Source organism: Mucilaginibacter endophyticus (genome assembly GCF_003351025.1).
Lineage (GTDB): Bacteria > Bacteroidota > Bacteroidia > Sphingobacteriales > Sphingobacteriaceae > Mucilaginibacter > Mucilaginibacter endophyticus.
Genome location: NZ_QPCG01000001.1, coordinates 1,623,453 through 1,646,057 on the forward strand (window position 1 = coordinate 1,623,453; position 22,605 = coordinate 1,646,057).

Sequence of the window (22,605 nt, forward strand, 5' to 3'; positions counted from 1 at the left end):
TTGTTGTTGATCTAATAATCCTTAATCGCTTAGAATGTTACTTTTAAGTTGAAACCGATACCTCTTGTACCTGGGTACTGAGCAGTTTCACCTTCTGTCGCACTGATTTCTGATGGGTCGAAATCTTTTGATTTAGCGTATATCAGCAATAAGTTACGGCCGGTTAAATCAATCCTTGCTGATTGGAATACATTTCCTAAACCCCATTTTTTGATTGGCAGGTTGTAGCCTACAGCAACCTCACGAAGTTTGATGAAAGTAAGGTCGTAAACATAAGGGTCGTAAGTTTTATTGTTTGTTAAGCCCTGGTAGTATGATTTTGCGTCAACGTAATAGGTAACTGGTTTGTTATCTGCATCAACACCGGTAACTTTAACACCACCGCCATCAGCAACAGGGTCACGTACCGACATACCTTTATCGTTAAGTGCAGCAGTGTTAGCAGTTAAGCCGCTATACTGACCCCAACGGTTTGATAATGAAACGAATTTACCACCAAACTGGTAATCGATGTTTGCGCTTAACACAAAGTCTTTAAACAAAGTGAATGTGTTTTGTAAACCACCTGTGTATTTAGGTAATGCGCTTCCGAAATATACGTTAGGATCATTGATGTAAGCACCAGATGAAGTCAGGATAGGGATACCGGCTGAGTTACGTTTAATACCGTTACCGTAGATCTGGCCCCACCATTTACCTTTTTGATTGATCAGGTATGGCATATCTGTACCCCAAACACCTGCAACCTGAACACGATCAACACCGTATTTGTTGCTGATTTCAACTACGGTGTTGTCAAGCAACTGGGCAAAGTTTGTGTTGATAGTCCAGCTAAAGTTTGGCAACCTGATAGGTGTGCCGCTTGCGGTGATCTCTAAACCTCTTCTTTTGATCAAACCTACGTTGGTAAGAATTGATGACACACCGCTGGCCGCGTTAACTGCTAAGCCCAGTGGAATATCTTTATCATCAGCAGCCCAGTAAGTAGCACCAAAAGTTAAACGGTCGTTAAAGAAACCTAAATCCAAACCAATCTCTTTTGAAGTAGTGGTAGTACCGTGTAATGCTGGGTCAACAAATTGAGTTGGGCCACCTTGTAATAAAGAGCCATTCCATTTGTTTGCGGCAATACCATAAAGAGTATTGTTTCTGTAAGCACCAAATGTTTCGGTTGATGTACCTAAAGCTAATGGTACCTGGCCCCATGATCCCCTTACTTTACCATAGCTCAACCAGTCTTTAAACTCAGGCAATACTTCGCTGAATACGAATGAACCACCGAATGATTTTGATAATACCGAGTTTGCATCGTTTACAGTAGAAATAGTTGAGAACCAATCGTTACGTAAAGTCGCGTCTACATAAACAATTCTTTTGTAGTTGGCAGAAGCTTTTGCAAATACTGCACGATATTGCTCCTGTGTTCTGCCATTGCTTGCGCTGATAGGGTCAACAGAGTTTGCTAAAGTGTATAAATCCGGAACACTTAAACCGTTGTTAGTGTTAGCACTGTTGTCTTTGTAGCTCCAGTTATAGAAATCACTACCAGCGTTAACATTCACATGAAAATCTTTGATCTGCTTGTCGTAGTTAAGCAAGGTTTCATAGTTTTCGCGGTTTGAATAAGTATTTGAAGTACCGTAGGTGGCTTTCTGACCTGTTTGTGTACCGCTTGCCTGAATTTCTGACGAAATTTTGTTTTCGTTCCATGTGTTGGTTTGGTTACGGCGATAGGTAACCTTAAAGCTCAAATCGTTGTTGATCTTGTACTGTAAATAGATGTTTCCGTACAAACGATCGCGGGTGTTTAGGTTTTGCCACTGTTTTTGCCATAAATATGGGTTATACCAGTAGTTACCACCATAAAACGCGGCTGGGTTAGATGGATCGTATGAGTTAGGGTTCTGGTGGTTCCAGCTCACATAAGTTCCGTCAGGAGATTTCAGGTCCTGTAACTCTTTCATGATGCCCATATCCAGATCACGGTGGAACCATGAGTTGAATGAACCACTTGATGCACTCGCATAAGCGTCGCTGATCTGGCCGTGAAGTTGTGTGCCAGAATAGTTGATGCTTGCACCTGCAGTAAGGTGTTTGTTAAGATCGAAGTTTGCGTTCAGGGTGAAGTTGTTTTTATTTAACCAGGTTTCAGGTACTATACCTGTAGTGTGTTGGTTATTGTATGACATCCTGATGTTATAATCATCTGCGGCTTTAGTGAATGCAACACTGTTGTTCAAAGCTACACCGGTACGGAAGAAATCTTTAGCGTTATCTGGTTGAGGCGTCCATTTTGCTGTTTTGAAAGAGTATTTGGTGCCTGCAGCCCATGCATACCATGGAATATACTCCTGGCCAACCATTTTAGGGCCCCAGCTGCTGTCGTCGGTGTAATCCGGATAGAATTTACCATCTAATGCTTTCCATCCTTCAGGATCGCCATCTTTCCAGTGATACTGGATGAAATCGGCAGAAGCACCACCACCATAAGTGTTTTGGTAGTTTGGAAGGATGTAGGCCTTGTCGAAGTTAGCGCCAAGGTTCAGCTCAACACCAACACCTTTTGATTTTTTACCTTTTTTAGTGCTGATAACGATAGCACCATAAGCACCTTGTGAGCCAAACTGCGCAGAAGCGGCAGGGCCATTCAGGATACTGATGTTGTCGATGTCGTCATTGCTCAAATCGTCTGCGTTTGGCATAATTGTACCGTCAACAACGTATAAAGGGTTGTTACCGCTACCAAAGCCAGTAGCACCACGTAGCCTGATATTGGTGTTACGGCCCAGTGCCGCGGCCGATTGGCTGCGTACCTGAACACCGGCAACCTTACCAGCTAACGCGTTGTTAACGTTAGGCTGACGGATAGTGTTCAGTGCGTCTGACTTTACAACCTGTGCAGCATATGAAGCCGAACGTGATGATTGTTTAGTACCATACGCACCGGTAATTACCACTTCGGATAATTTGTTAGCACTGCTTAATAATTTAACATCCAAGGGAGCCGAAGTAATTTCGACTGTTGTTGATGTAAAACCGATAAAGCTGAAGCTTAATGATTTTGCAGATGCGGGAGCAGTTAAAGAGAATTTACCATCTGCATTTGTTTGTGTACCAAGTGTGGTACCTACAACTCTTACGGACACGCCTGGTAGCGGTAGTCCATCGTCTTTTGAAGTTACCCGGCCGGTAACCGTTTTGTTTTGTGCATGTACCACACTAATAAATAGCATGAACAAACACCAGCTTGCGAGTAGGAGTTTTTTCATTGTTAAAAAATCAGTTTTAGTTAATACCCAAAACTACAATTTTTGTAATAAAATGAAAAAAAAGTTGAAAAAAGTTTAATATTCTTCCTGTATATTAAAATATTTATAAAAATTTTGATAAAACGTTGTTTCAAAACCACTAAAATGAGTGGTTTTTTAAATTCTTCATATAAAATTCATATAAATTTTGTGTGAATTTTAATTTTTGAAGCTATTGCGTGGGGTTGTAAATAAAAATAAGAAGAAAATTGCTTATAAATGCCTTGTTATGAAAAATATTAAGGTGATAAGTTGTAAAATGTGTCCTTTTTTTACGATTTAAGATAAAATAAATGGTTAGCTAAAATTGTGTGTTTCTGATTTTTAAAAATAATAATATTTTTTGGTAAAAAAAATGTGACACTTGGCCCCTTGTTGTAAATTTATTGGTAAAACCTTTTATCTTATAATAGTTAAATGAATTATATCTTTCAATAAGTTATTGACTTGTAGTATTTTGGTTTTATTTAATTAGTATTTTTTATATTGTTTAAACTCTATTTATTTGTTATTTTTTATTTTTGAAATGATAAATAATAATTAAATTATTGTTATCAGGATGTTTTTAATCAAAAAAATAATGAATTTTTATTCATTTGGATTTAGAAAGAAGCCAGGTGATTGATAACATGAGGTACTTGCTGCTCTGAAATTCTCATTGGCTAATGTTGAAACTCCTTAAGATACTGGTTAAAATAACTATCGGTAGGCTCAAAAAGGCTTAACCCGCATGGAAAGCAGAAGATATTTGCCGGATTGGAATCTTTTTGGCCATTTAAATGGGCATAAGCATTGGTTTTTGTTGGTGTTGATGCTGTTTTGTTCAAGGTTAAAGGATTATTGAGCCTTTCTGTTAATAGTGTAGCAAATACGTCGGTTTGCGATTCGTTTTTGTCAATAATTAATTGAGGCGCTATTTTCAAAGCGGTATTTGAGGCATTATTGCATTTTGCTAACCGTTGCCTTCCCGGATTTGGAAGTTTATTTGAAGATCTTGGTAAGCTTGTGCCGTTGTCATAAGATTCTTCCTTTAGTAATGCGATTATACAAATCAGCATTATGATAAATGTGCTAATAAAAAACTGCATTACTTTTTAGGTTAATAGTTTAAGGTAATTGGCTATTGGCAAGCCCTTGTTTCTATATGTATTCCGGCTTGTTTTATATAAGCAATTTTAAGAATGGCTGTACCTGTGCACAATACAAAGCAGTTGGTATTTTTTTGGATCAGGATAAAGTATAGATTTATGCTGAATTTAAAGATGGAAAACACCTTGGAAAAACTATCAGTAATTATTGCCGATGATCATACCTTATTCATAAATGGTTTATGTATGTTATTGCAAGGCGAGCCGGACATTGAAGTTATTAACGTTGCGGCTAATGGTAAGGAAATGCTACACTTGTTACATACCCATACGCCCAACCTTGTATTGCTCGATATCAATATGCCCGGTATAAACGGCTTTGAAGTACTTAAGCGGATAAAGGATTATTATCCTAAAATTAAGGTAATCATGCTTTCTACTTATAATGAAGAACATTTGATTGAAAAAGCGAAAACAGAGGGGGCTAATGGTTACTTATTTAAAAATGCCGAAAAGGCCGAGTTGTTAAGCGTGATGCGTTCAGTAGCTAACGGGCAGTTCTGCTTTCCGTATAAACAACCTGTAGTTAGTTCATCGCTTAACGAAGTGGACCCTTTTTTGAAACAATTTCAGCTAACCAAGAGGGAGACGGAGCTTTTGCAATTTATAAAACAAAATTTTACCAATCAGCAAATGGCAGATCACCTTCATCTGAGTATATATACCGTCGAAACGCATCGGAAAAATATCATGCAGAAGCTTAACCTGAAAAACCCGGTTGAGCTTAACCGCTTTATAATGCAATATAATTTATGAAGTTTTTTTATTGAGTGGGATATAGACAGACACAAGTGTTCCCTTGTTAACCTGCGAATCAAATTCAACCTTGCCATTTAAAAAATTAATCCGCGACCGCAGATTGTTTAACCCCATTCCCTTAAAAATATCCGGATTGGTTGTATCAAAGCCTTTGCCATTATCTTCAATGGTGAGGCTGATACTTTCGTCGTTTCTTATTAACGAAATGTCAAGCCTGTCGGCCTGGGCGTGTTTCATTACATTGTTTACGCTTTCCTGCAGCACCCGGTATAAGATGATTTCGGTGGTATCATCATAAGGTAAGTCAAAACCGCTGCTGAAAAAGTTTATCGCGATATTATCATTCCTGACGTTTTCTATGAATTGTTTAATAACCTGCGCAAGCCCCGTTTTATGAAGCGCCCAGGGCATCATATTGTGCGATATTGTTCTTACCTCTTTAAATCCGTAGTCAACAAGAGTGATCACCTTTTCAAAACGGATTTTTTGTTCGTTATTTATAAAAGGCAATTCGCTGCCAATAACCTCGAGGTTAATTTTGGCTGCCGAAATAGTTTGGCTCACGCTATCGTGTAAATCCTGGGCAATCCTTCTTCTTTCGCTTTCTTCGGTTGCAATGATGGCTTGCATCGCGATATTGCGTTGTTTTAACTGGTTTTGTTTGTAGTAGAAAAAGGCCGAGAAGAGCATCAACAGTATGAAAATTCCTGTACCCGTCATCCAGTAATTTCGTTTTGTAATTTCAAACTGCTGTTGTAATACCTGGTCTTCCCTTTGCTTTATTTCGTATTTTGCCTGTAGTTCATCAACAGTACTGCCGCCCATTGGTTTAATTGCTGCATGCTTTTTTAAATAAATAAGCGACTGTTCATAATTTCCCATTCGTTCGTACAGATCGGCCAGCTCATTCGTGGCACTTTTCTGCATGTCGGCATAATTTATTTGGGTGGCAAACAGCAGACAGTTTTTTAAAGCATCAAGAGATTGCTCATATTGTTGCTTGTTTTTATAAAGCACACCCAGGTTAAAATAGTTTATTGAAAGTGCCAGGGTATCATTTAATGATTTTTTGATATCGATGGTTTTCAGAATCTCATGCACCGATTGACTTTGCTTTATACTCCCCATAACATCCCCCATAAATTGATGGCTGTATGCTTCGGAGGTATTTTGGTTTGTTTGTTTTACAAGATTTAATGAGTCTTTAATGTCAAAAGACTGCCTAAAGTAGTTTAAAGCTTCACGGTAGTTATTTTTAGCCTCATATACCTCTCCAAGCTGGTTTAGTGCTTGCATTAGCTCGTTACGGTTGCCGGTTTGGGGCGCGTACGAAACAGTCATCGTGTAAAATTCAATCGCCTTATCGTAGTTTTTTAGTGTAACATAAGCTTTAGCTAACCTGCTGTAGTCATTTGTTAAAATATACTGCTCATTTGTTTTACTGAGCATAATTGCAGCAGTATTGTAATAATAAGCGGCCGAATCGTACGATCTGGTTTGGTAATAGGCTTTTCCCAAACTTTGGGATAGTAAGGCAATCGCTTTTTTATTGGTCAGCTTATTGGCCAGATTTAAACCAGCTTTGGCAACCGCGATAATTTCATCCGGATTTTCCTCAATCGGGTAGGAGGCCAATCGAGTAGCTGCCGCTAAACGCTTTTGCTGCGGCGCGTTGCTGAAAACAATCTTTTTTAAACTATCAATATTTTGACCGGAACACGGAATTACAGTTAAAATAAGCAGAAGGAATAAAAAGTATTTCATAACCGGTTGCTGGTCCCGGTTAAAGATAACGATTTGATGTTGATCAGCAATCAGGCTATAAGGATTATCAGGGCCGACACAACAGACAATACAAAAAATAAAATTTGCCGATGCCTGGCGCTGATAATGCTCGGGATTCGGCCTGTTCCCTGCAGTTTGTTTAATTTAAGCTTGTACATGGTTGATAGTCCCATGAAAGTTAAGGAAATAAAGCCCACAAGGTAGTTTAAGTTGCTTTCCATGATCTTTTTAATTTAGGTGATACAAAATTGTTAATATCAAAACCATTAGGGGGATACTGAATTTACTGTGGCGTTTGATGATACAATTTTATCGAGTTGCCAAACCTTGCACAATACAAAGCAGTTGGTATTTTGGTATAGCAGGATAAAGCTTAGTTTTACTGTTGATATTACAATAGGAATGCGACAGGCTTATATTGAACGCTTAATGCCGCGAATTAATAAAAACGATTAACTTTATTGGTGGCTTTGTTCGTATAAACTGCTCGGTAGCCTGCTGCGGTTTTACCGATCAGCTATCGAGATACATTTAATTTAGTTAACAAGAATATTCATAAAATTAAAACTCACTGATTGTTTTTAAACGATCGCTTTCTGCAGGAAGACATAAAAAATGCGAATGTTATACATCGTCCAAAAAAAGAAAAAAAATAGGCGGCGAAATAGATTGTTATCGGTTTGGGTTGGACTTATAGCTGTATTGGGTAGTATGGATCATGCCACTGCCCAAAGCAGATATAACCAGTCGGACTGGAATGTGCCGCCGCCATTAACACCGGGAACAATAACTAAGGGAAATACACCTGGTAGTAGTTCAACCGGTAAACCTGTTGTGCTTACACTTACAGATATTCCTATGGTTTCGCAGCCGTTTGTTTCCACAACTCAGGCGCCTGTACTGGCGGCAATTGGTACAACTCCGCCTGTTGTTGACGCTCCGGGTCAACCCAATATTGATGGAGCTGCTATAGGATTGCCGGAAATACCTTCGCCTGGTGCTCCCGAAACGCCACATCTGCCGAAGCAGACTATGCAGGATCTTCAGTTTTCGTCGGTGATAGATCTGCCTGTACCTGAATCGCCTGAATTGCCACCGGCTTCAGTTGAACCTACCGTATCCGGGAAAATCAATATGATAAAAGGTCCGGTTCCGGTGATGCCGGAGATAACCGATGTAATGCCTGTTTTACAGCCAACGGGCGATATTAATCCCTGGTCTATCCCGCAAATTCCAGAAAATACCGGTTTTAAATTGGCTTTACCAACCGGAACAAAGGAGGATAAAGCAAGAGGCAAATCCCATTCGAACAGGAAAAAATAACAGTTATGACGTAATGCCAGGTATTTAAGGGCATTATAACAAAACGCTAAAATGAAAAGTACCCCAATTGTGTTAAAATATATATTAGCTGCTATACTGACCTTTGCGAGTGGTTTTACCTTTGCTCAGGTGAGGTTTAAGCAGGGAGATGAGTTTCAGAGGCAGGTAATTACAAAATCAAATTGTGTTTTGCAACGTGGTAGCCAAAACCTTCATGTTGGCTCGGTTTCGATAGTTGCTAAAACTTATAAGGTAACGGATGCTTCTGAAAAGGGTGCGTCTTTTACTATTACAACGGATAAGCTTGTTGATACCATTAATGCCATGAACCAAAACCTGGTATACCATTCAGGTAAGCCAGCCGATCCAAATTCTATCATCCAGGTTGGCCTGCAGAAAATTGTAAATAGCGCTGCTGTAGTTTCAGTAAATAATAAAGGCGAGATCGTTAATTTAAAAAGGCCTGTAGCGGCAAATGATACACTTTTATCATTTGCGGGGATTCAGCCGGAGCATTTATCGCCAGGTAGCACATTGCAATTTATGGTTGATTTTCCGGTTAATGTTACACTAAAAAAAGGCTATTCATGGAAAGCTACCACATCATCGGCCGAAACCAATTATATTGTTTATGCCATTAACGGGCAAACCACGGTAGTTACGTATAAAACATCAGTTTTGGGTGGCAGCTTAAACAGCCGCATCAATGGGTCAATACTTATTGATAACAACACGGGCATTATTTTAAAGCGCTACTCACAAAGCGTTTCTACAGGGTACGAAATGGTAAACGGCGTAGTTTACACCGCTACACGCCGTACCGCTGTTACCGAAATTTGCAATAAAAAATAAGTATTGATTCCAAATTGAACCAAATAACAAAAGGCCGCTGCATTCATTGCAGCGGCCTTTTGTTTGTTAATACCCAATGCTTCAGCCTACGTATTGATTGGCAGCAGTAGAGCTTCCGCATATTGCCATGATATCCTGTTCATCAAGTAATTGCGCGGGTTCATGTAAAATACTGTGCCAGGGGGAGTTGTTTGTGTTCTTTAGTGCTGTAATTCATTAAAGACACAAAAATAACTATATGAAAAATCACTTTCATGCTGACGAAAACTCAAACCACGATACCGGTAATGATGGTATAGACCGCCGTGGTTTTCTTGAATGTATGGCCTGGGCCGGTACTGGCGTATTATGGATGATGACCGGTGGCGTGCTAAAATCATACGGCATGAGCCAGATGATTGACAGGGCTACTGGCGGGCTCAAAAAAGGGTTAATAGTGCCCAAATCTGATTTTAGTTTTGTGCAGATCAGCGATAGTCATATCGGGTTTAATAAGGCTGCCAATCCTGATGTGGTAAGTACGCTGAATGCCACGATAGCTAAGATCAACAGTATGCCAAGCTCCCCTTCATTCGTATTGCACACCGGAGATCTGTCGCACCTGGCACAGGCAGATGAATTTGATACCCTTGAACAATCATTGAAGAGCGTTAAAGCCGAAAAAATATTTTACGTACCAGGCGAACATGATGTGACCGATAACGGGAAGCTATATCTTGAACGCTATGGTAAAGGTACTTTAGGTGATGGCTGGTATAGTTTTGATTCGCATGGTGTGCATTTTATTGGCCTGGTAAACGTAACCAATCATGTTGACGGAGGCTTGGGTTACATTGGCCCAGCTCAATTAAAATGGCTGGAGAATGATCTGAAACCTTTATCCAACAGTACGCCAATAGTGGTATTTGCACATATCCCGCTCTGGGCTGTTTACCCGCAATGGGGATGGGGCACCGATGATAGTGCGCAGGCGCTGGGCTTACTTAAACGCTTTGGATCGGTATCAGTATTGAATGGTCATATCCACCAAACTATTCAGAAGGTTGAAGGTAATATTACTTTCCATACGGCCAATTCAACGGCATTTCCCCAGCCTGCTCCGGGCAGTGCGCCATCACCCGGCCCTATGAAGGTACCGGCCGAGAAGCTTCGTAGCTTTTTAGGATTGACCAGTGTAAACTACGTAGAGCATGATCATTCGCTTGCGATCACTGATATCCCATTGATTGATGCTGAAAAAACGACTGAACAGAAATAACGAAAAAGTATAGGATGAAAAGGAATTTGTTGTTGCTGTTACTGATGATCGGCTTAGCAACAGAGAGTAAAGCTCAGTATAAGCCTATTGAGCAGGGTTCAGGTTTGAAATTTACCATTAAAAACCTGGGATTTGATGTTGATGGCGCTTTTAGCGGGTTTGATGGTAATATTAATTTTGATCCTCAAAACATAGCTAACAGCAGTTTTGATGTAAGTATCAATGCCTCATCAGTAAATACCGATAACAGCTTGCGCGATGAGCACCTGCGCGGTGAAAGTTATTTCGATGTGAAGAATTTTCCCAAAATCAGGTTGGTTTCGGGAAAAGTGGCCGTATTAAATAAAAGTGGAATGTACCAGCTAACGGGAGTACTAACTATAAAAGGTAAGGCAAAGCAGGTATCATTCCCTTTTTCGGCCACACCTGCTGCCGATGGTTATGTTTTTAAAGGAGGATTTAAAATAAACAGGAAAGATTTTAGGATAGGCGGAGTAAGTACCATTGCCGATGAACTTGAGGTGGATATCAGTGTAATTGCAAAGAAAGGTTAAAGAAGTTATGAACGTAAAAATAAATAGAAAGCTTTGCGTTATTATGGTATTAAGTGCTTCGGTGACCTGTACCGCGGCAATAGCTAACAAACCCGAGCCGGTACAATATGAAAATCTGAAAGTATTGCCAAAGGATATCAGCTCGCACGATTTGCAAAGCATCATGGCCGATGATTTTGAGGATGGGCTTGGTGTTACCTGTGGTTTTTGTCATGCCAACGCTAAAGATGGCCATGGTTTGGACTTTGTAAGCGACGCGAAGCCCGAAAAGGAAATTGCCCGGCAAATGATGCGCATGACCATCGGTATCAACAAAAAATATTTTAAGCTAAAACACCCAAAGATAGGCAACCAAGCACTGGTAGTTTCATGTATCACTTGTCATAAAGGGCAGCCATTTCCTGATGGCGCCGCGGGCAATAATTAATTGTAAATTGCTTTGTAAAGCAATGTGTAATAAACGGATTAAATCACCTTGAAAAATTGAAATTCAACAAAGTAGTATATCACATCGCATTTTGGCTGCTGGCGTACCTTTTCTGGATCTTTATTTTCAGGAACGGTACGCTGGTGTTAACTCATGCTATAACCATTCAGTTTTGTTATCTGGTATTTATTTCGGCCAATTATTACCTCAACACACTTTATGCAATTCCGTATTTGCTCAATAAAAAACAATACATAAAGTTCTGTCTTGTTTTTTTAACGGGGATATTGATCACAGCGCTCCTGAGGGTCCCGGTATCAGCATGGGTTACGATACACTTATTTAATGCAAACACCCGGTTCAATGCTGTTTCTGTTTTTGCCGATTCATTTATTAATATCCTTTTTTGGGTGCTTTGTATCCTGGGAGCTCAGATGGTGATTGAAAGAATGCGGTCGCAGGTTTATATTGAGCAGATTGAAAAGGAGAAAGCCACTAATGAACTTAATTTTTTAAGGGCGCAGTTTAATCCTCATTTTCTTTTTAACTCTATTAACTCCATTTACGCCCATATAGATAAATCAAATAAAGATGCGCGGGATATGTTGCTGGTGTTTTCAGAAATGTTACGCTACCAATTGTACGAATGTAATGTAGAGCAAATAGACCTGAGTCGTGAAATCAACTATATCCGTAATTATATAGCTATTCAAAAAGGGAGGATTGATGAAGAGGTAAAGGTGAATTTTTACGCAGATAATATTAACGGACAGGCTTACGTAGCGCCTTTGTTATTTATAACGTTTGTGGAGAATGCCTTTAAATACGTGGGGTTTAATGAAGGGAGAATAAATAAGGTGGATATAAGCCTGAAGCAGGAAGGAGGAAAGCTGATTTTTAACGTGTATAATACTAAAGATAGTTTTGCGGGCAGGGATAAACATCCATCGGGCCTCGGGATAGCCAATACAAAACGGCGGCTCGAGATCTTGTACCCTGAAAAACACAAGCTTGATATAACCGATAGTGGCGATAGTTTTGAAATAAATTTAGTACTGCTGAATATATGATACTTAAATGCCTGATTATAGATGACGAGCCAATAGCACGTAAGTTGCTGCAGGAGTATATTGAAGAAACCGACTTTTTAGTGTTGTCGGGCACGGCCGAAAATCCGCTTAAAGCAACTGGCCTAATTAATAAATTGGATATCGATCTGATTTTTCTTGATGTGAACATGCCTAAGATGAATGGTTTTCAATTTCTTAGGTCGGCGGTGAAATTGCCCATGGTGATCATGACAACGGCTTACGGGGAATATGCGCTTGAGGGATTTGAAATGGCTGTGGTTGATTATCTTGTGAAGCCATTCTCGCTCGAACGTTTTCTGAAGGGGGCTCAAAAGGCGCTCGAACTACATATATTAAAGCAGAAATCATCGCCCGAAAAAGGTGAAGCCGATTACTTTTATGTTAAGTGCGATGGCAAAATTGAGCGGGTGCTATATGATGAACTGGTTTACATTGAAGCCATGGCTAATTACGTGTTACTTTACACCCTTCATAAAAAGTTGATAGCATACCTCACCATTAAAGGTTTGCAGGAAAAGCTTCCGGCTGATAAGTTCATCCAGGTGCACAAAAGTTATATAGTTAATGCAACCATGATCAGTAACATTGAAGGCAATATGCTTAATCTTAATGGCACTAAAATTACTGTTGGGCAAAGTTTTTATGAAGAGGTGATGGATAAGGTTTTAAAAGGCAGGCTTTTTAAAAGATAATATCGCCTGCCGTTTAATAATTAATGCTTAGTTGTTTTTTAACCCGATTTGGTGATTGCTGTAATCAGTTAAATATTCATTGCTAATGAAAAAGTCGAGACTGAAAATTGTGCGGTAATCACCGGTATTATTAGGGTTTTGTACTTCTGTAAGGTTGCCTGTACTTGATGTTGTATAGGTATAAACAAAACCTTTATTTGTAGTTATAGTTACTGTAGAATTTGCAGGCAGACTTCCAATTGCGTTGCTTGCCAGTTTAGCGTCACTATCTTCGATAACGGTAGTTGATGGCGTACCGGTATCAAAGAGAATTTGTCCTGAGATGGTTTTGCCATTGTATGCTATAGTAGCAGGGATATTAGGGGAGTATCCGCCACCGTTTGACAAATTGAGCGTGTGCATAATAAATCCAGAAGAAGAAAGATCGCTGTTACTTAATCCGATTGTTAACAGGTTGCTTACATAAGTGCCACTGGTTGAAAATAAACTTTTGTTTAATGTTGCCAGTTTAAATCCACTGGTAAGACTGGTGCCGGTATTGAAATATCTTAAGGGGCTTTGAATTTCGCTGGTTATATAGCTGTTACCAGGGCCAACGCCAAAAACATCGCTGGCGTGAGCAGGTAGTTTAGCTCCTGTTTCATCAACTATTTTATAATATAAAAAGAACGGTACCCTTTTTAGCGCAAGATTGCCCTGCGCATCACCTATGGTAATGTTGGCGTAGGCTAAGTTGCCATATTCTTTAGTTGAACTTAACTGATCGCCAAAGCTAATTGTGCCTTTGGTACTGGTTATTGTAATTCCGTTTACTACAGTAGAGTCTCCGGTAAATTGGAAGCCCGATGAAGTGATCATAGTAGCTGGTATGATGTCGGTTGCATCAAGTGTCATGCCAGATGAACCGGTATCAAATACTGTATAGTAGGTTACAGCCTTGGTTCCAACCAGTGTAATAGGTAAAAATATCCGTTTGTTTATCCCGCTGGCATATTCATATAAACCCAAAGTAACAGGCGTTATTTGTGGCTGAACTACTGTTTTGTCTTTTTTACATGAGAAAAAAGCAGTAGTTATTAATATGCAACCTATAATTTTGGATGTAAGCAGTAAATGTTTTGTAGTCATATATATCCGTTATAAACCCGGTTGGTAATAAATACGATAAAATAGCAATTTTAGTTGGCTTAAAATTATGATAATGATCTGAGAAGCCCGCCAATGAATCGATAAAACATAATCCTGAACCGATTAATTATCCGGACATATAAACGGATTAGAGCGTATCGCTATTGTTTGCAACTAAAGTAAATGGTTGGTTTCTTTGATGATATCCATTACAAAAGTGCTTTTTGAATGGCCAATTCCTTTTACCTCGCTTAGTTTATTTACAAAAAAAGAGTGATAGCTATCCATGCTTTCGGATACGATCTTGAGCATAAAATCAAAATCGCCGGAGATATTGTAACACTCTATCACTTCGTCAAATTCAAGTACGGCGTTAATGAAATCTGCGCCTGCTTTTCGGCTGTGCTCGCGCAGGGTTACCATGCAAATTACCATAATACGCTTATTTAAAAGTCGTTTATCTAAAATGGCGGTGTAGTTTTTAATTACTCCGGCTTTTTCAAGGCGCTTAATGCGTTCATGGGTGGGAGTGGGGCTAAGGTTAATTTTTACTGCAATCTCCCGTACAGTAAGTTTGGCATTCCGTTCAACCAATCGTAATATTTCATAATCCTTTTCATCGAGTTGGATACCGGCTTTTTCTTGTTCTGTTTGATAGGCCATATGGAAGGGTTAATGGTATGTTTGTTCTTTTGATGTGCTCGTATTTTCTGTTGTGTTCCAAAATTATAATAAATAATGTTATTAATTCCCATTAATATAATTTTGAAAGGACAAAATATAATATTATGTCGGTGCAAAAGAACAAGATCCTCATCATCGCCTCTTTGGCCATATTTGTTGAAGCGCTTGATATCGCTATTATCAACCTCACCATTCCGGCTATTCAAAAGCAGTTTTTGGTAACTAATGACCAGGTTCAATGGCTGCAAACGCTTTATGTTTTGCTGTATGGCGGCTTCCTGATCATTGGTGGCAAACTATCTGATGTAGTAGGGCCCAAAAAGATCTTCATAACAGGTGCCGCCCTGTTTCTGTTAACATCCCTGGGCGCAGGCTTAGCCGGTACCTTTGTGTTTCTTAGTTTATCAAGGGCGATGCAGGGCCTGGCGGCAGCACTGATCATGCCGTCAGCCTTTTCTATCATAACGCACACTTTTACCGAAGAGCGTGAACGGAGCAAAGCAATTGGAATCTTTAGCTCGTTCGCGGCAGTTGGCTCGGGTATTGGCCTCTCGGTAGGCGGAATTATCAGTACCTACATGGGATGGCATTGGGTGTTCCTGATCAATGTGCCTGTGCTGGCCGTTATTATCATTGTAGGTTGGTTTTACCTGGCCAATGATACTCCTGAACAAAAACAACCTTCTCCCGATTTGTTTTCGGGCGTTTTATTGGTAATTAGCTTGTTGATGCTAAGCTATGGCGTACATCAGCTGGGCGATATTAAACAAGAACTTAGCATGATCTTGCTTTGCGCTTTGGGTGTAATAGTTAGTACAAGGTTGCTTTACGTCCGTTTAACCCGTCGTGCGAATCCGCTTATTGATCTTTCTGTTTTTAAGGCACCATCGGTTATAACAGCCAATGGCGTATTTATTTTACTAGGTGCCTTTTTTACCGGGTACCTGTTTATCATATCCCAGTTATTGCAAAAGGATATGCATTATAACGCGGCAAAGTCTGGCTTGCTGCTGGTTCCCTTTAGCTTATTGTCGGCATTTGTAGCTAAATTTATGCTGCCGGGCATTATGAAACGCCTCACAACCGAACAAACCGCCTTATTGGGGATGTGCTGCATGCTAACCGGCGGACTGGTTTTAGTTTGCGCGGTATTGGCAGGTTATTCGCTCCCTTTGCTGCTGTTGTCTGCCGCTTTTATATCTGGTTTGGGCATGACTATCTGTTTTACAAGTTTATCTGTGCTCGCTGTAAAAAATATCCCGAAGCAACATTATGGTTTGGCCTCAAGTCTGGGTACTACTACTTACTTTTTAGGTGCAGGCGTTGGCTTGTCAATACTTACGCTGTTTATGCAACAAGGCAACGAAAGCGCTTCAGTAAGTGGTTTATCGCTTATTATTCTTTGCGTATACGCGCTGATAGGTTTGCTGTGGCTTGCTATATACCTTATGAAGGTAAAAGTTAGGAGCATGCCTGTAACTTTGCCAAAATCACAAAGCCTGCCTGATGTTTTTTAACTGGTGGATATGTTTTTGCGTATGATAACAAATCAGGTACAGCCACTCCAACCGGGTAAGTTCACCGAAGAAAGGAACCACCAGTTCTGTGCTGATCGCATAAAGATCTTTGGTGTTAATTACTTCTCTAATCTGGGTGATAGCTGTTTGTAATAAATCTATCACCGCGGATTTTTGATGGGGCCCGTCCGATGGCCATATGCCTGGAGCAGATTTGAATTTAGCTTCAAAATCAAGAAACAGGTCTTTAATCATTTTTACCTTTTCGGCAGGGTCTCTGTCTGCTGGCTTACCAGCGCCATCAAGTACAGGAATAAGTTGCGAGGCAGACTTAAAAACGTGCTCCGCTATTTGTCCGGCTGTCCAGCTATCCGACGAAAGCGCTATGTTTATTTGCTGCTCATTGAATAATGCAATAGTTGATAACAGGTTACTGGCAGTATCTTCAAATACTGCCAGCAAATTAATACGGGCATCGGTTTGACGGTTGGTGGTTTGATTTTCCATGACGTTTTAAAGATTGGTTGATACAAATCTCTGCCCAAAATCAAAGTTTGAACCTTGGCGTTTGTGCCATAATTGGGGTGGTTTTGCGCCATGACGAAAGTGGATGTCTAACTTTTCTTTTCGCCCAATGAAAACCAGTTGCCCGAGTCGTCTTTAAACAAAGCTTCAAAACCATAAAACTCTTTGGTGGGAGCTTTTGTAAATTCAACACCTTTAGCTTTTAACTCTTCATAAGTAGCTATCAGGTCATCGCATTCAAAAACGCCAAATCCGAAGGTGCCGCGTTGTACTAATTCACGCATTTGCTGTGTTGCCAATGAATCGAACATCATACCTTCACTAATTGCCATGAGCGATATTTCAAGCTCGGGTTGCTCCGGAGGGCAAACAGTAAGCCAGCGCATTCCGGGGCCCATGGCTGCGTCTGTGTTTACTTTAAAGCCCAGTTTGTTTACGTAAAAGTCATAAGCGCTGTCCTGGTTAAGTACAAATACGCTCACGTGGTTCATTTTGGTTATCATTTGTGTCTTGTTTTGATAACCAAAAATCGATATAGTAAAAGAATGAGGCTTATTGAAAATTGCGTTTTTGCAGCCATTCTTTTTCACCGGCAAAACAGGCCGGTATGAATTTGAGAGGACTTTGCTGCATTTCATTTTGCCTTTTTAACTCAGCCTGCTGATAATTTGCCGGTGAACGGGAGGTAAGCTTTTTAAACAAGGCTGAAAAGGAGGTAATACTGTCAAAACCCACTGCGTAACAAACATCAGCAACCGGGATATTCTTTTTTAAAAGTAAGCGGGCATTTTCAATCCTTACTTTAATGAGATACTGATGCGGCGTTTTGCCGTAGATGTTTTTAAACTGCCTGATGAAATGAAATTTGGAAAAATATGCCTCATCGGCAATGTCGTTGAGATCGATGGCTTCATGATAATTTTTATCGATGAACAACTTGGCCTGCACAAGTCTGCGGTAAAGATATATTTTGGGTAGTTGTTCAATCATCTGAATATAAATATCGGCTTTTATTTGGTTATTGCGCGCAATGGCCCTTTCATTGCAATAATGAAAATCAACCAAAATTCATGAATAATTATATGATAGAAGGAGGGCTTTCATTGCGCCTGAAAAATCACACAAAATTTATTTTAGGGCAATATTTTGTTAATGAGTAGATTATATGAATACTTGAAAAATCTTTCAAAAAAAATTTTGCAACTTGATTTAAAATCCTACTTTTGCACACCCAATCAGGGAGACGGGATGTAGCGTAGCCCGGTATCGCGCCACATTTGGGATGTGGAGGCCGCAGGTTCGAATCCTGCCATCCCGACAAAAGCGATACCAAGTGTCAAAAACCCTCTAAATTGAAAGTTTAGAGGGTTTTATTTTCTGATTGGAAGAATCATAATACCCGGCGAAAGCCAAACGGGATGTAGCGTAGCCCGGTATCGCGCCACATTTGGGATGTGGAGGCCGCAGGTTCGAATCCTGCCATCCCGACAAAAGCGATACCAAGTGTCAAAAACCCTCTAAATTGAAAGTTTAGAGGGTTTTATTTTCTGATTGGAAGAATCATAATACCCGGCGAAAGCCAAACGGGATGTAGCGTAGCCCGGTATCGCGCCACATTTGGGATGTGGAGGCCGCAGGTTCGAATCCTGCCATCCCGACTACCGGTAAACAAAAAAGCTTTGACGAAAGTCAGAGCTTTTTTGTTTTATAAGACTTTATAAACGAATCAGTTCAGTTATAATTTAGCCGCGTTTACCGAGTGATAATCTCTCCAAAGCCATTCCAATGCTTCCGGAAGTGTTTGTTTTCTGACGTTATTATCTACGTGGTGGGCGTTGCGCGCAAAAACAAATTGGTATTGGTAGTTTTTAGCCGCGAGTTCTTTGGCCATATTTTCGTTTGCAAGCACCCAATCATGCATGCCATCTCGCATTACATTTGGATTAAGAAGGTCCTGATCGCCCACTTCCAGCCAGATCCTTAATGGTTTTGGCCGGCTTCTGGCAATCAGGTGCTGATGAAATTCCCAGGCGCCATGTGGCGTTTCGGGATTATAGGGCCATTGCTGATTAATATAAGTTCCCGAATAGGTAAGTACCCGGTGATACCATTCCTGATGGAACCAAGCCATTATGAGGGCGCATGATCCGCCGGAGCTGCCGCCCGTTGTAGCACGGCCATCCGGGTCTTTGGTTAATTTTACCTGGCATTTATTTTCCACAAGCGGCAGTACTTCGCTTTCAACAAATTCTGCATACCTGCCGTTCATAGTATCATATTCAAGGCCCCGTTGGCTTCCTTGAGCGTCACCGCCACCGTTGCCGATTGATATGGCAATCATAGGCGGCAACTTTCCTTCGGCAATGAGATTGTTCAGGACGGTAAAGAGCAAATCGTCCGGCCCGTCGGTACTAATGATGAATGGAGCCTCAGTACCGGCGACATATTGTTTTGGAACATATACTGCTACCTGGCGGGTATAAGGGGCGGGGTGGCTTGTGGTAACAATAAGTTTGACCGGATTAACCGGATCTGGCGTACCAAATGTATTAGGCTCTCTTGCTATACCCGGATAAATTTTACTTTCCTTCGAATTCATGGTAAACCGGTATATCGTGCCCTGCGGCACGTTGGGTTGTACCATTGATTCTGTTGCCGAGGGATGTGTGGGCCCGATAATAAAATTCCCGTTTGCATTTGGTGAGGGATTGGTTCCATCGGGTAATTCCGTAGCTGTAACATATCCCCGGGTATGCGGGTCACGGATTGGTATTTGGGCTATGGTTGGGTTTACACTCCATATCGTGCAAAATAATATACCCAATACCAAGGGGCGATTGTATATTTTAATTAGCCTCATTTTGGTTTAATTTATGAAAGGGTGATTATTTAGGGTTGGTTTAAAATTAAAATTTACAACCGATTATTACTAATTAGCCTACGGATTTACTTTTTGTAAAGGCCACAAAAGCTGTATTTGATAATAGATGTTATAGTAATGATGGATGGGAGTACAAAAAAGCCCGATGCAAATTGTACCGGGCTCGTCAATATAGTTTAGTTGTTTGTTGTTGATTATTAGTGATTAAAGGTTACCAACTGCTTACTTTCAAATGATTTTTGGGAATGCGTTGGGGGAGGGGCAAGCATTCCGTCCATGATCTGTTGCTTTATGTATGTCGAATATTTGATAGCTCCTTTATAATTCAGATGCCCAAAATCGGCAAATTCATCATTTTTTAGTGGGAAATTATTGAAGTCAAGAAACTTTATATCGCCGAAATAGCGTTGGCGAATCAATGAAAATTCAGCCTCATTACTTCTGTATTCATACAATGGGTGCTGGGGGCTTCTGATCAGGAAAACGTTTTTGTGCATGCTATTGCAATAATCTACTATTTTCCTCAGGTATTGAATATTAGTTGTTGAAATGGTGCTTTCGTTTGGTGAGGCTTTAACATGTAGGCCTGCAGGATTAGTTGAGGGTAAGGGTTTGGTACCTTCTATTTTGAAATAGCCTCCCGTTTTTCCGGTATAATTATAGTTAAATGAAACAGCCTTAATGAGGTTGTTACGGGCGGCTATGCCTATACAATTCATAAAGTATTTTGAATTATGTTGGGCCAGCAATTTAAAATCCGATACTCCCATAAACGAGGCGTATTGCGGAAACATATTTGACATATAGGTATATCCCCATGTCCACTCATCCATTTTAGGAGCAATCTGGTTATTTGAAAACTCAACTAAAACGGTTGTGATCTGCGGGTTTTGCGACAGATACTTTTTTACCTTTTGAAAGGTGTAAAAATAAGATTCGGCCGAATGCGAAAGATTGGTAAGCTTGGGTATAAGCGTATCATCGTAAGCACACTCAGAATGCGAATGGCCGAAGATTACAATGGTGTTGTCTTTTTTTATACTGAATTTTGAGAACTTACTTACCATGAAGCCCGGAATTAAGGCAATAGCCAATACGAGCAAGCAGCCTGCAAAGGCAAATGTTACGGTTTTAATTAAAAAGCGGTGCATGGCTTAAAACTGAAAATAAATAAACTGCTGCTCTTTACCTGTAAATAAAAATATCACGATGATCAGGGTGTAATAAAATGCTAATCTGTAGCCTCGTTTCCTTAACCAGGTTAATTTTTCTATGGCGTATTGGTTTTCCCGGCCTTGCCACTCTACAATTATAAAAGTGATAATAAGGAGAACTACTTCAAGCAATTGCTCTTTGTTAACATCCAATTGAGGAACCGAAAAAAGTGATTTTGAAAAGATGCCGCCAATGTATTTAAACGCTTGCGTAACACTGTCTGCCCTGAAAAAGATCCATGCAAAAATGACCTGTATAAACGTAAGCACCATTTGCATAAACTCGCGTGGTGTTGGCAGAGCCTTGCCCTTGGCCACAATTTCGAGGTGATTGCGGTTGGTTCTTAACAGAATAGAAGGGAGGATAAATAAGGCGTTTAAAAGCCCCCAGATAATAAACGTCCAATTGGCACCGTGCCAAAAGCCGCTCACCAGGAAAATTATTAAGGTATTGCGCACCTTGAGCCAGGTTCCGGTTTTGCTGCCTCCGAGGGGGATGTAAAGATAATCTCTGAACCATGATGATAACGAGATATGCCACCGGCGCCAAAACTCGGCCATATCGCGCGAAAAATAAGGGAATGCAAAGTTTCTTAGCAGTTCGAAACCAAAAAGCTTGGCAATACCCAGTGCCATATCCGAATAGCCCGAAAAATCGCAATAGATCTGAAACGCAAAAAATATAGCGCCTAAAACCAGCGTACTCCCCGGGTAGTGGGCGCTGTTTGCAAATATCAGGTTGGCATAGTCGGCGCACTGATCGGCTATGACTGCTTTTTTAAACAGGCCCCAAAGTATCTGTCTCAGGCCGTTAATGGCTTCCTGGTAATCAAATTTTCTTGGTGCTTTTACCTGGGGCAATAGGTGGGTGGCGCGTTCAATAGGGCCAGCTACTAAAAGCGGGAAAAAGCTTACAAATAACGAATAGTCGATAAAGTTTCGCTCGGCTTTAATGCGGCCTTTATAAACGTCAATTACATATGATAAGCCGTGGAAGGTATAAAAGGAGATTCCGACGGGCAGGATAACATTCAGCGTAAGCGGGTTTAAATGAATTCCGATATCCGCGCACAAGGCGGCAAGTGAAGCTGCGAAGAAGTTATAATATTTAAAAACGCCCAAAAAACCCAGATTTATTGTTATGCTTAACCAAAGCCAAAAGGTTTTGAGCTTCTGGCTTTTTGCCTGATACATTTTTAGCCCTGTAAAATAATCCAGCAGGGTTGAAAATATGAGCAAAAACAAAAAGCGCCAATCCCAGCAAGCGTAAAAGAAATAGCTTGCCGCCATCAGCAACAAGTTTTGCTGTTGCAATTTCCGGTTAAATACAAACCAATAAAGCGCGAATACTACGATCAGAAATATTCCGAACCCAAATGAATTGAAAAGCATGGTACATGAAGTTATTGGATCAGCTAAAAGGGGTGTTTAAGAAAAGTCTGCAGATACAGAGGTAGGG

20 protein-coding genes and 3 tRNA genes are annotated in these 22,605 nt (G+C 40.4%); 12 read left to right on the plus strand and 11 right to left on the minus strand.

Annotated features, from left to right (window positions below):
- Positions 1-29 precede the first annotated feature (29 nt).
- Positions 30-3,269: a SusC/RagA family TonB-linked outer membrane protein gene (locus DUL71_RS06630; RefSeq protein WP_114937279.1), complete on the minus strand. Its 3,240-nt coding sequence runs from the start codon at positions 3,267-3,269 to the stop codon at positions 30-32.
- A 701-nt stretch (positions 3,270-3,970) separates the two neighbouring features.
- Complete coding sequence (locus tag DUL71_RS06635; RefSeq protein WP_161964384.1) at positions 3,971-4,231, minus strand: hypothetical protein; 261 nt, start codon at positions 4,229-4,231, stop codon at positions 3,971-3,973.
- A gap of 339 nt (positions 4,232-4,570) precedes the next feature.
- Here DUL71_RS06635 and DUL71_RS06640 point away from each other — a divergent pair, with 339 nt between their 5' ends.
- Positions 4,571-5,212 (plus strand): response regulator, encoded by a 642-nt coding sequence (locus DUL71_RS06640; RefSeq protein ID WP_161964385.1) that lies wholly within the window; start codon positions 4,571-4,573, stop codon positions 5,210-5,212.
- Here DUL71_RS06640 and DUL71_RS06645 read toward each other — a convergent pair.
- On the minus strand, positions 5,207-6,979 hold the full coding sequence (locus DUL71_RS06645; RefSeq protein WP_114937282.1) for a tetratricopeptide repeat-containing sensor histidine kinase: 1,773 nt from the start codon (positions 6,977-6,979) through the stop codon (positions 5,207-5,209). The genes DUL71_RS06640 and DUL71_RS06645 overlap by 6 nt on opposite strands.
- A gap of 732 nt (positions 6,980-7,711) precedes the next feature.
- Here DUL71_RS06645 and DUL71_RS06655 point away from each other — a divergent pair.
- The 7 genes from DUL71_RS06655 to DUL71_RS06685 all read left to right on the plus strand — a co-directional run bounded on the left by DUL71_RS06655 (position 7,712) and on the right by DUL71_RS06685 (position 13,197).
- Positions 7,712-8,323, plus strand: a complete 612-nt coding sequence (locus DUL71_RS06655; protein WP_114937284.1) for a hypothetical protein — start codon at positions 7,712-7,714, stop codon at positions 8,321-8,323.
- 51 nt (positions 8,324-8,374) lie between these two features.
- Positions 8,375-9,175, plus strand: a complete 801-nt coding sequence (locus tag DUL71_RS06660; protein ID WP_114937285.1) for a hypothetical protein — start codon at positions 8,375-8,377, stop codon at positions 9,173-9,175.
- Positions 9,176-9,413: 238 nt separating this feature from the next.
- On the plus strand, positions 9,414-10,433 hold the full coding sequence (locus DUL71_RS06665; protein WP_114937286.1) for a metallophosphoesterase family protein: 1,020 nt from the start codon (positions 9,414-9,416) through the stop codon (positions 10,431-10,433).
- A 14-nt stretch (positions 10,434-10,447) separates the two neighbouring features.
- The gene (locus DUL71_RS06670; protein WP_114937287.1) at positions 10,448-10,987 is read left to right on the plus strand and encodes a YceI family protein; all 540 of its coding nucleotides are present in this window, start codon (positions 10,448-10,450) and stop codon (positions 10,985-10,987) included.
- Positions 10,988-10,994: 7 nt separating this feature from the next.
- Positions 10,995-11,414: a c-type cytochrome gene (locus DUL71_RS06675; protein WP_114937288.1), complete on the plus strand. Its 420-nt coding sequence runs from the start codon at positions 10,995-10,997 to the stop codon at positions 11,412-11,414.
- Between the two features lie 56 nt (positions 11,415-11,470).
- Positions 11,471-12,484 (plus strand): sensor histidine kinase, encoded by a 1,014-nt coding sequence (locus DUL71_RS06680; RefSeq protein WP_114937289.1) that lies wholly within the window; start codon positions 11,471-11,473, stop codon positions 12,482-12,484.
- Entirely contained in the window at positions 12,481-13,197 is a 717-nt protein-coding gene (locus DUL71_RS06685) for a LytR/AlgR family response regulator transcription factor (protein WP_114937290.1), read from the plus strand. The genes DUL71_RS06680 and DUL71_RS06685 overlap by 4 nt, the downstream gene beginning before the upstream one ends.
- 27 nt (positions 13,198-13,224) lie before the next feature.
- Here the strand turns inward: DUL71_RS06685 and DUL71_RS06690 are convergent, their stop codons facing one another.
- Positions 13,225-14,325 carry a pepsin/retropepsin-like aspartic protease family protein gene (locus tag DUL71_RS06690; protein WP_114937291.1) on the minus strand — a complete coding sequence of 367 codons (1,101 nt, stop codon included), beginning with the start codon at positions 14,323-14,325 and terminating at the stop codon, positions 13,225-13,227.
- A gap of 174 nt (positions 14,326-14,499) precedes the next feature.
- On the minus strand, positions 14,500-14,988 hold the full coding sequence (locus tag DUL71_RS06695) for an Lrp/AsnC family transcriptional regulator (protein ID WP_114937292.1): 489 nt from the start codon (positions 14,986-14,988) through the stop codon (positions 14,500-14,502).
- Between the two features lie 125 nt (positions 14,989-15,113).
- Here DUL71_RS06695 and DUL71_RS06700 point away from each other — a divergent pair, with 125 nt between their 5' ends.
- Positions 15,114-16,526: an MFS transporter gene (locus DUL71_RS06700; protein ID WP_114937293.1), complete on the plus strand. Its 1,413-nt coding sequence runs from the start codon at positions 15,114-15,116 to the stop codon at positions 16,524-16,526.
- On the opposite strand, the gene DUL71_RS06705 is transcribed toward DUL71_RS06700, so the two are convergent.
- The 3 genes from DUL71_RS06705 to DUL71_RS06715 all read right to left on the minus strand — a co-directional run bounded on the left by DUL71_RS06705 (position 16,500) and on the right by DUL71_RS06715 (position 18,041).
- The gene (locus tag DUL71_RS06705) at positions 16,500-17,033 is read right to left on the minus strand and encodes a DinB family protein (RefSeq protein ID WP_114937294.1); all 534 of its coding nucleotides are present in this window, start codon (positions 17,031-17,033) and stop codon (positions 16,500-16,502) included. The two genes, DUL71_RS06700 and DUL71_RS06705, sit on opposite strands and share 27 nt — an antisense overlap.
- Positions 17,034-17,140: 107 nt before the next feature.
- Positions 17,141-17,554, minus strand: a complete 414-nt coding sequence (locus tag DUL71_RS06710) for a VOC family protein (RefSeq protein WP_114937295.1) — start codon at positions 17,552-17,554, stop codon at positions 17,141-17,143.
- 49 nt (positions 17,555-17,603) lie between these two features.
- Positions 17,604-18,041 carry a helix-turn-helix domain-containing protein gene (locus tag DUL71_RS06715; RefSeq protein WP_114937496.1) on the minus strand — a complete coding sequence of 146 codons (438 nt, stop codon included), beginning with the start codon at positions 18,039-18,041 and terminating at the stop codon, positions 17,604-17,606.
- A gap of 254 nt (positions 18,042-18,295) precedes the next feature.
- Here DUL71_RS06715 and DUL71_RS06720 point away from each other — a divergent pair.
- The 3 genes from DUL71_RS06720 to DUL71_RS06730 all read left to right on the plus strand — a co-directional run bounded on the left by DUL71_RS06720 (position 18,296) and on the right by DUL71_RS06730 (position 18,709).
- Positions 18,296-18,369, plus strand: a tRNA-Pro gene (locus tag DUL71_RS06720).
- Positions 18,370-18,465: 96 nt separating this feature from the next.
- Positions 18,466-18,539, plus strand: a tRNA-Pro gene (locus DUL71_RS06725).
- Between the two features lie 96 nt (positions 18,540-18,635).
- Positions 18,636-18,709 (plus strand) — tRNA-Pro (locus DUL71_RS06730).
- 77 nt (positions 18,710-18,786) lie between these two features.
- Here DUL71_RS06730 and DUL71_RS06735 read toward each other — a convergent pair.
- From DUL71_RS06735 to DUL71_RS06745, 3 genes are all read right to left on the minus strand, one after another.
- On the minus strand, positions 18,787-19,911 hold the full coding sequence (locus tag DUL71_RS06735) for an alpha/beta hydrolase (protein ID WP_114937296.1): 1,125 nt from the start codon (positions 19,909-19,911) through the stop codon (positions 18,787-18,789).
- Positions 19,912-20,129: 218 nt separating this feature from the next.
- Entirely contained in the window at positions 20,130-21,083 is a 954-nt protein-coding gene (locus DUL71_RS06740) for a hypothetical protein (protein WP_114937297.1), read from the minus strand.
- 3 nt (positions 21,084-21,086) lie between these two features.
- Positions 21,087-22,538, minus strand: a complete 1,452-nt coding sequence (locus tag DUL71_RS06745) for an MBOAT family O-acyltransferase (protein WP_114937298.1) — start codon at positions 22,536-22,538, stop codon at positions 21,087-21,089.
- Positions 22,539-22,605 lie beyond the last annotated feature (67 nt).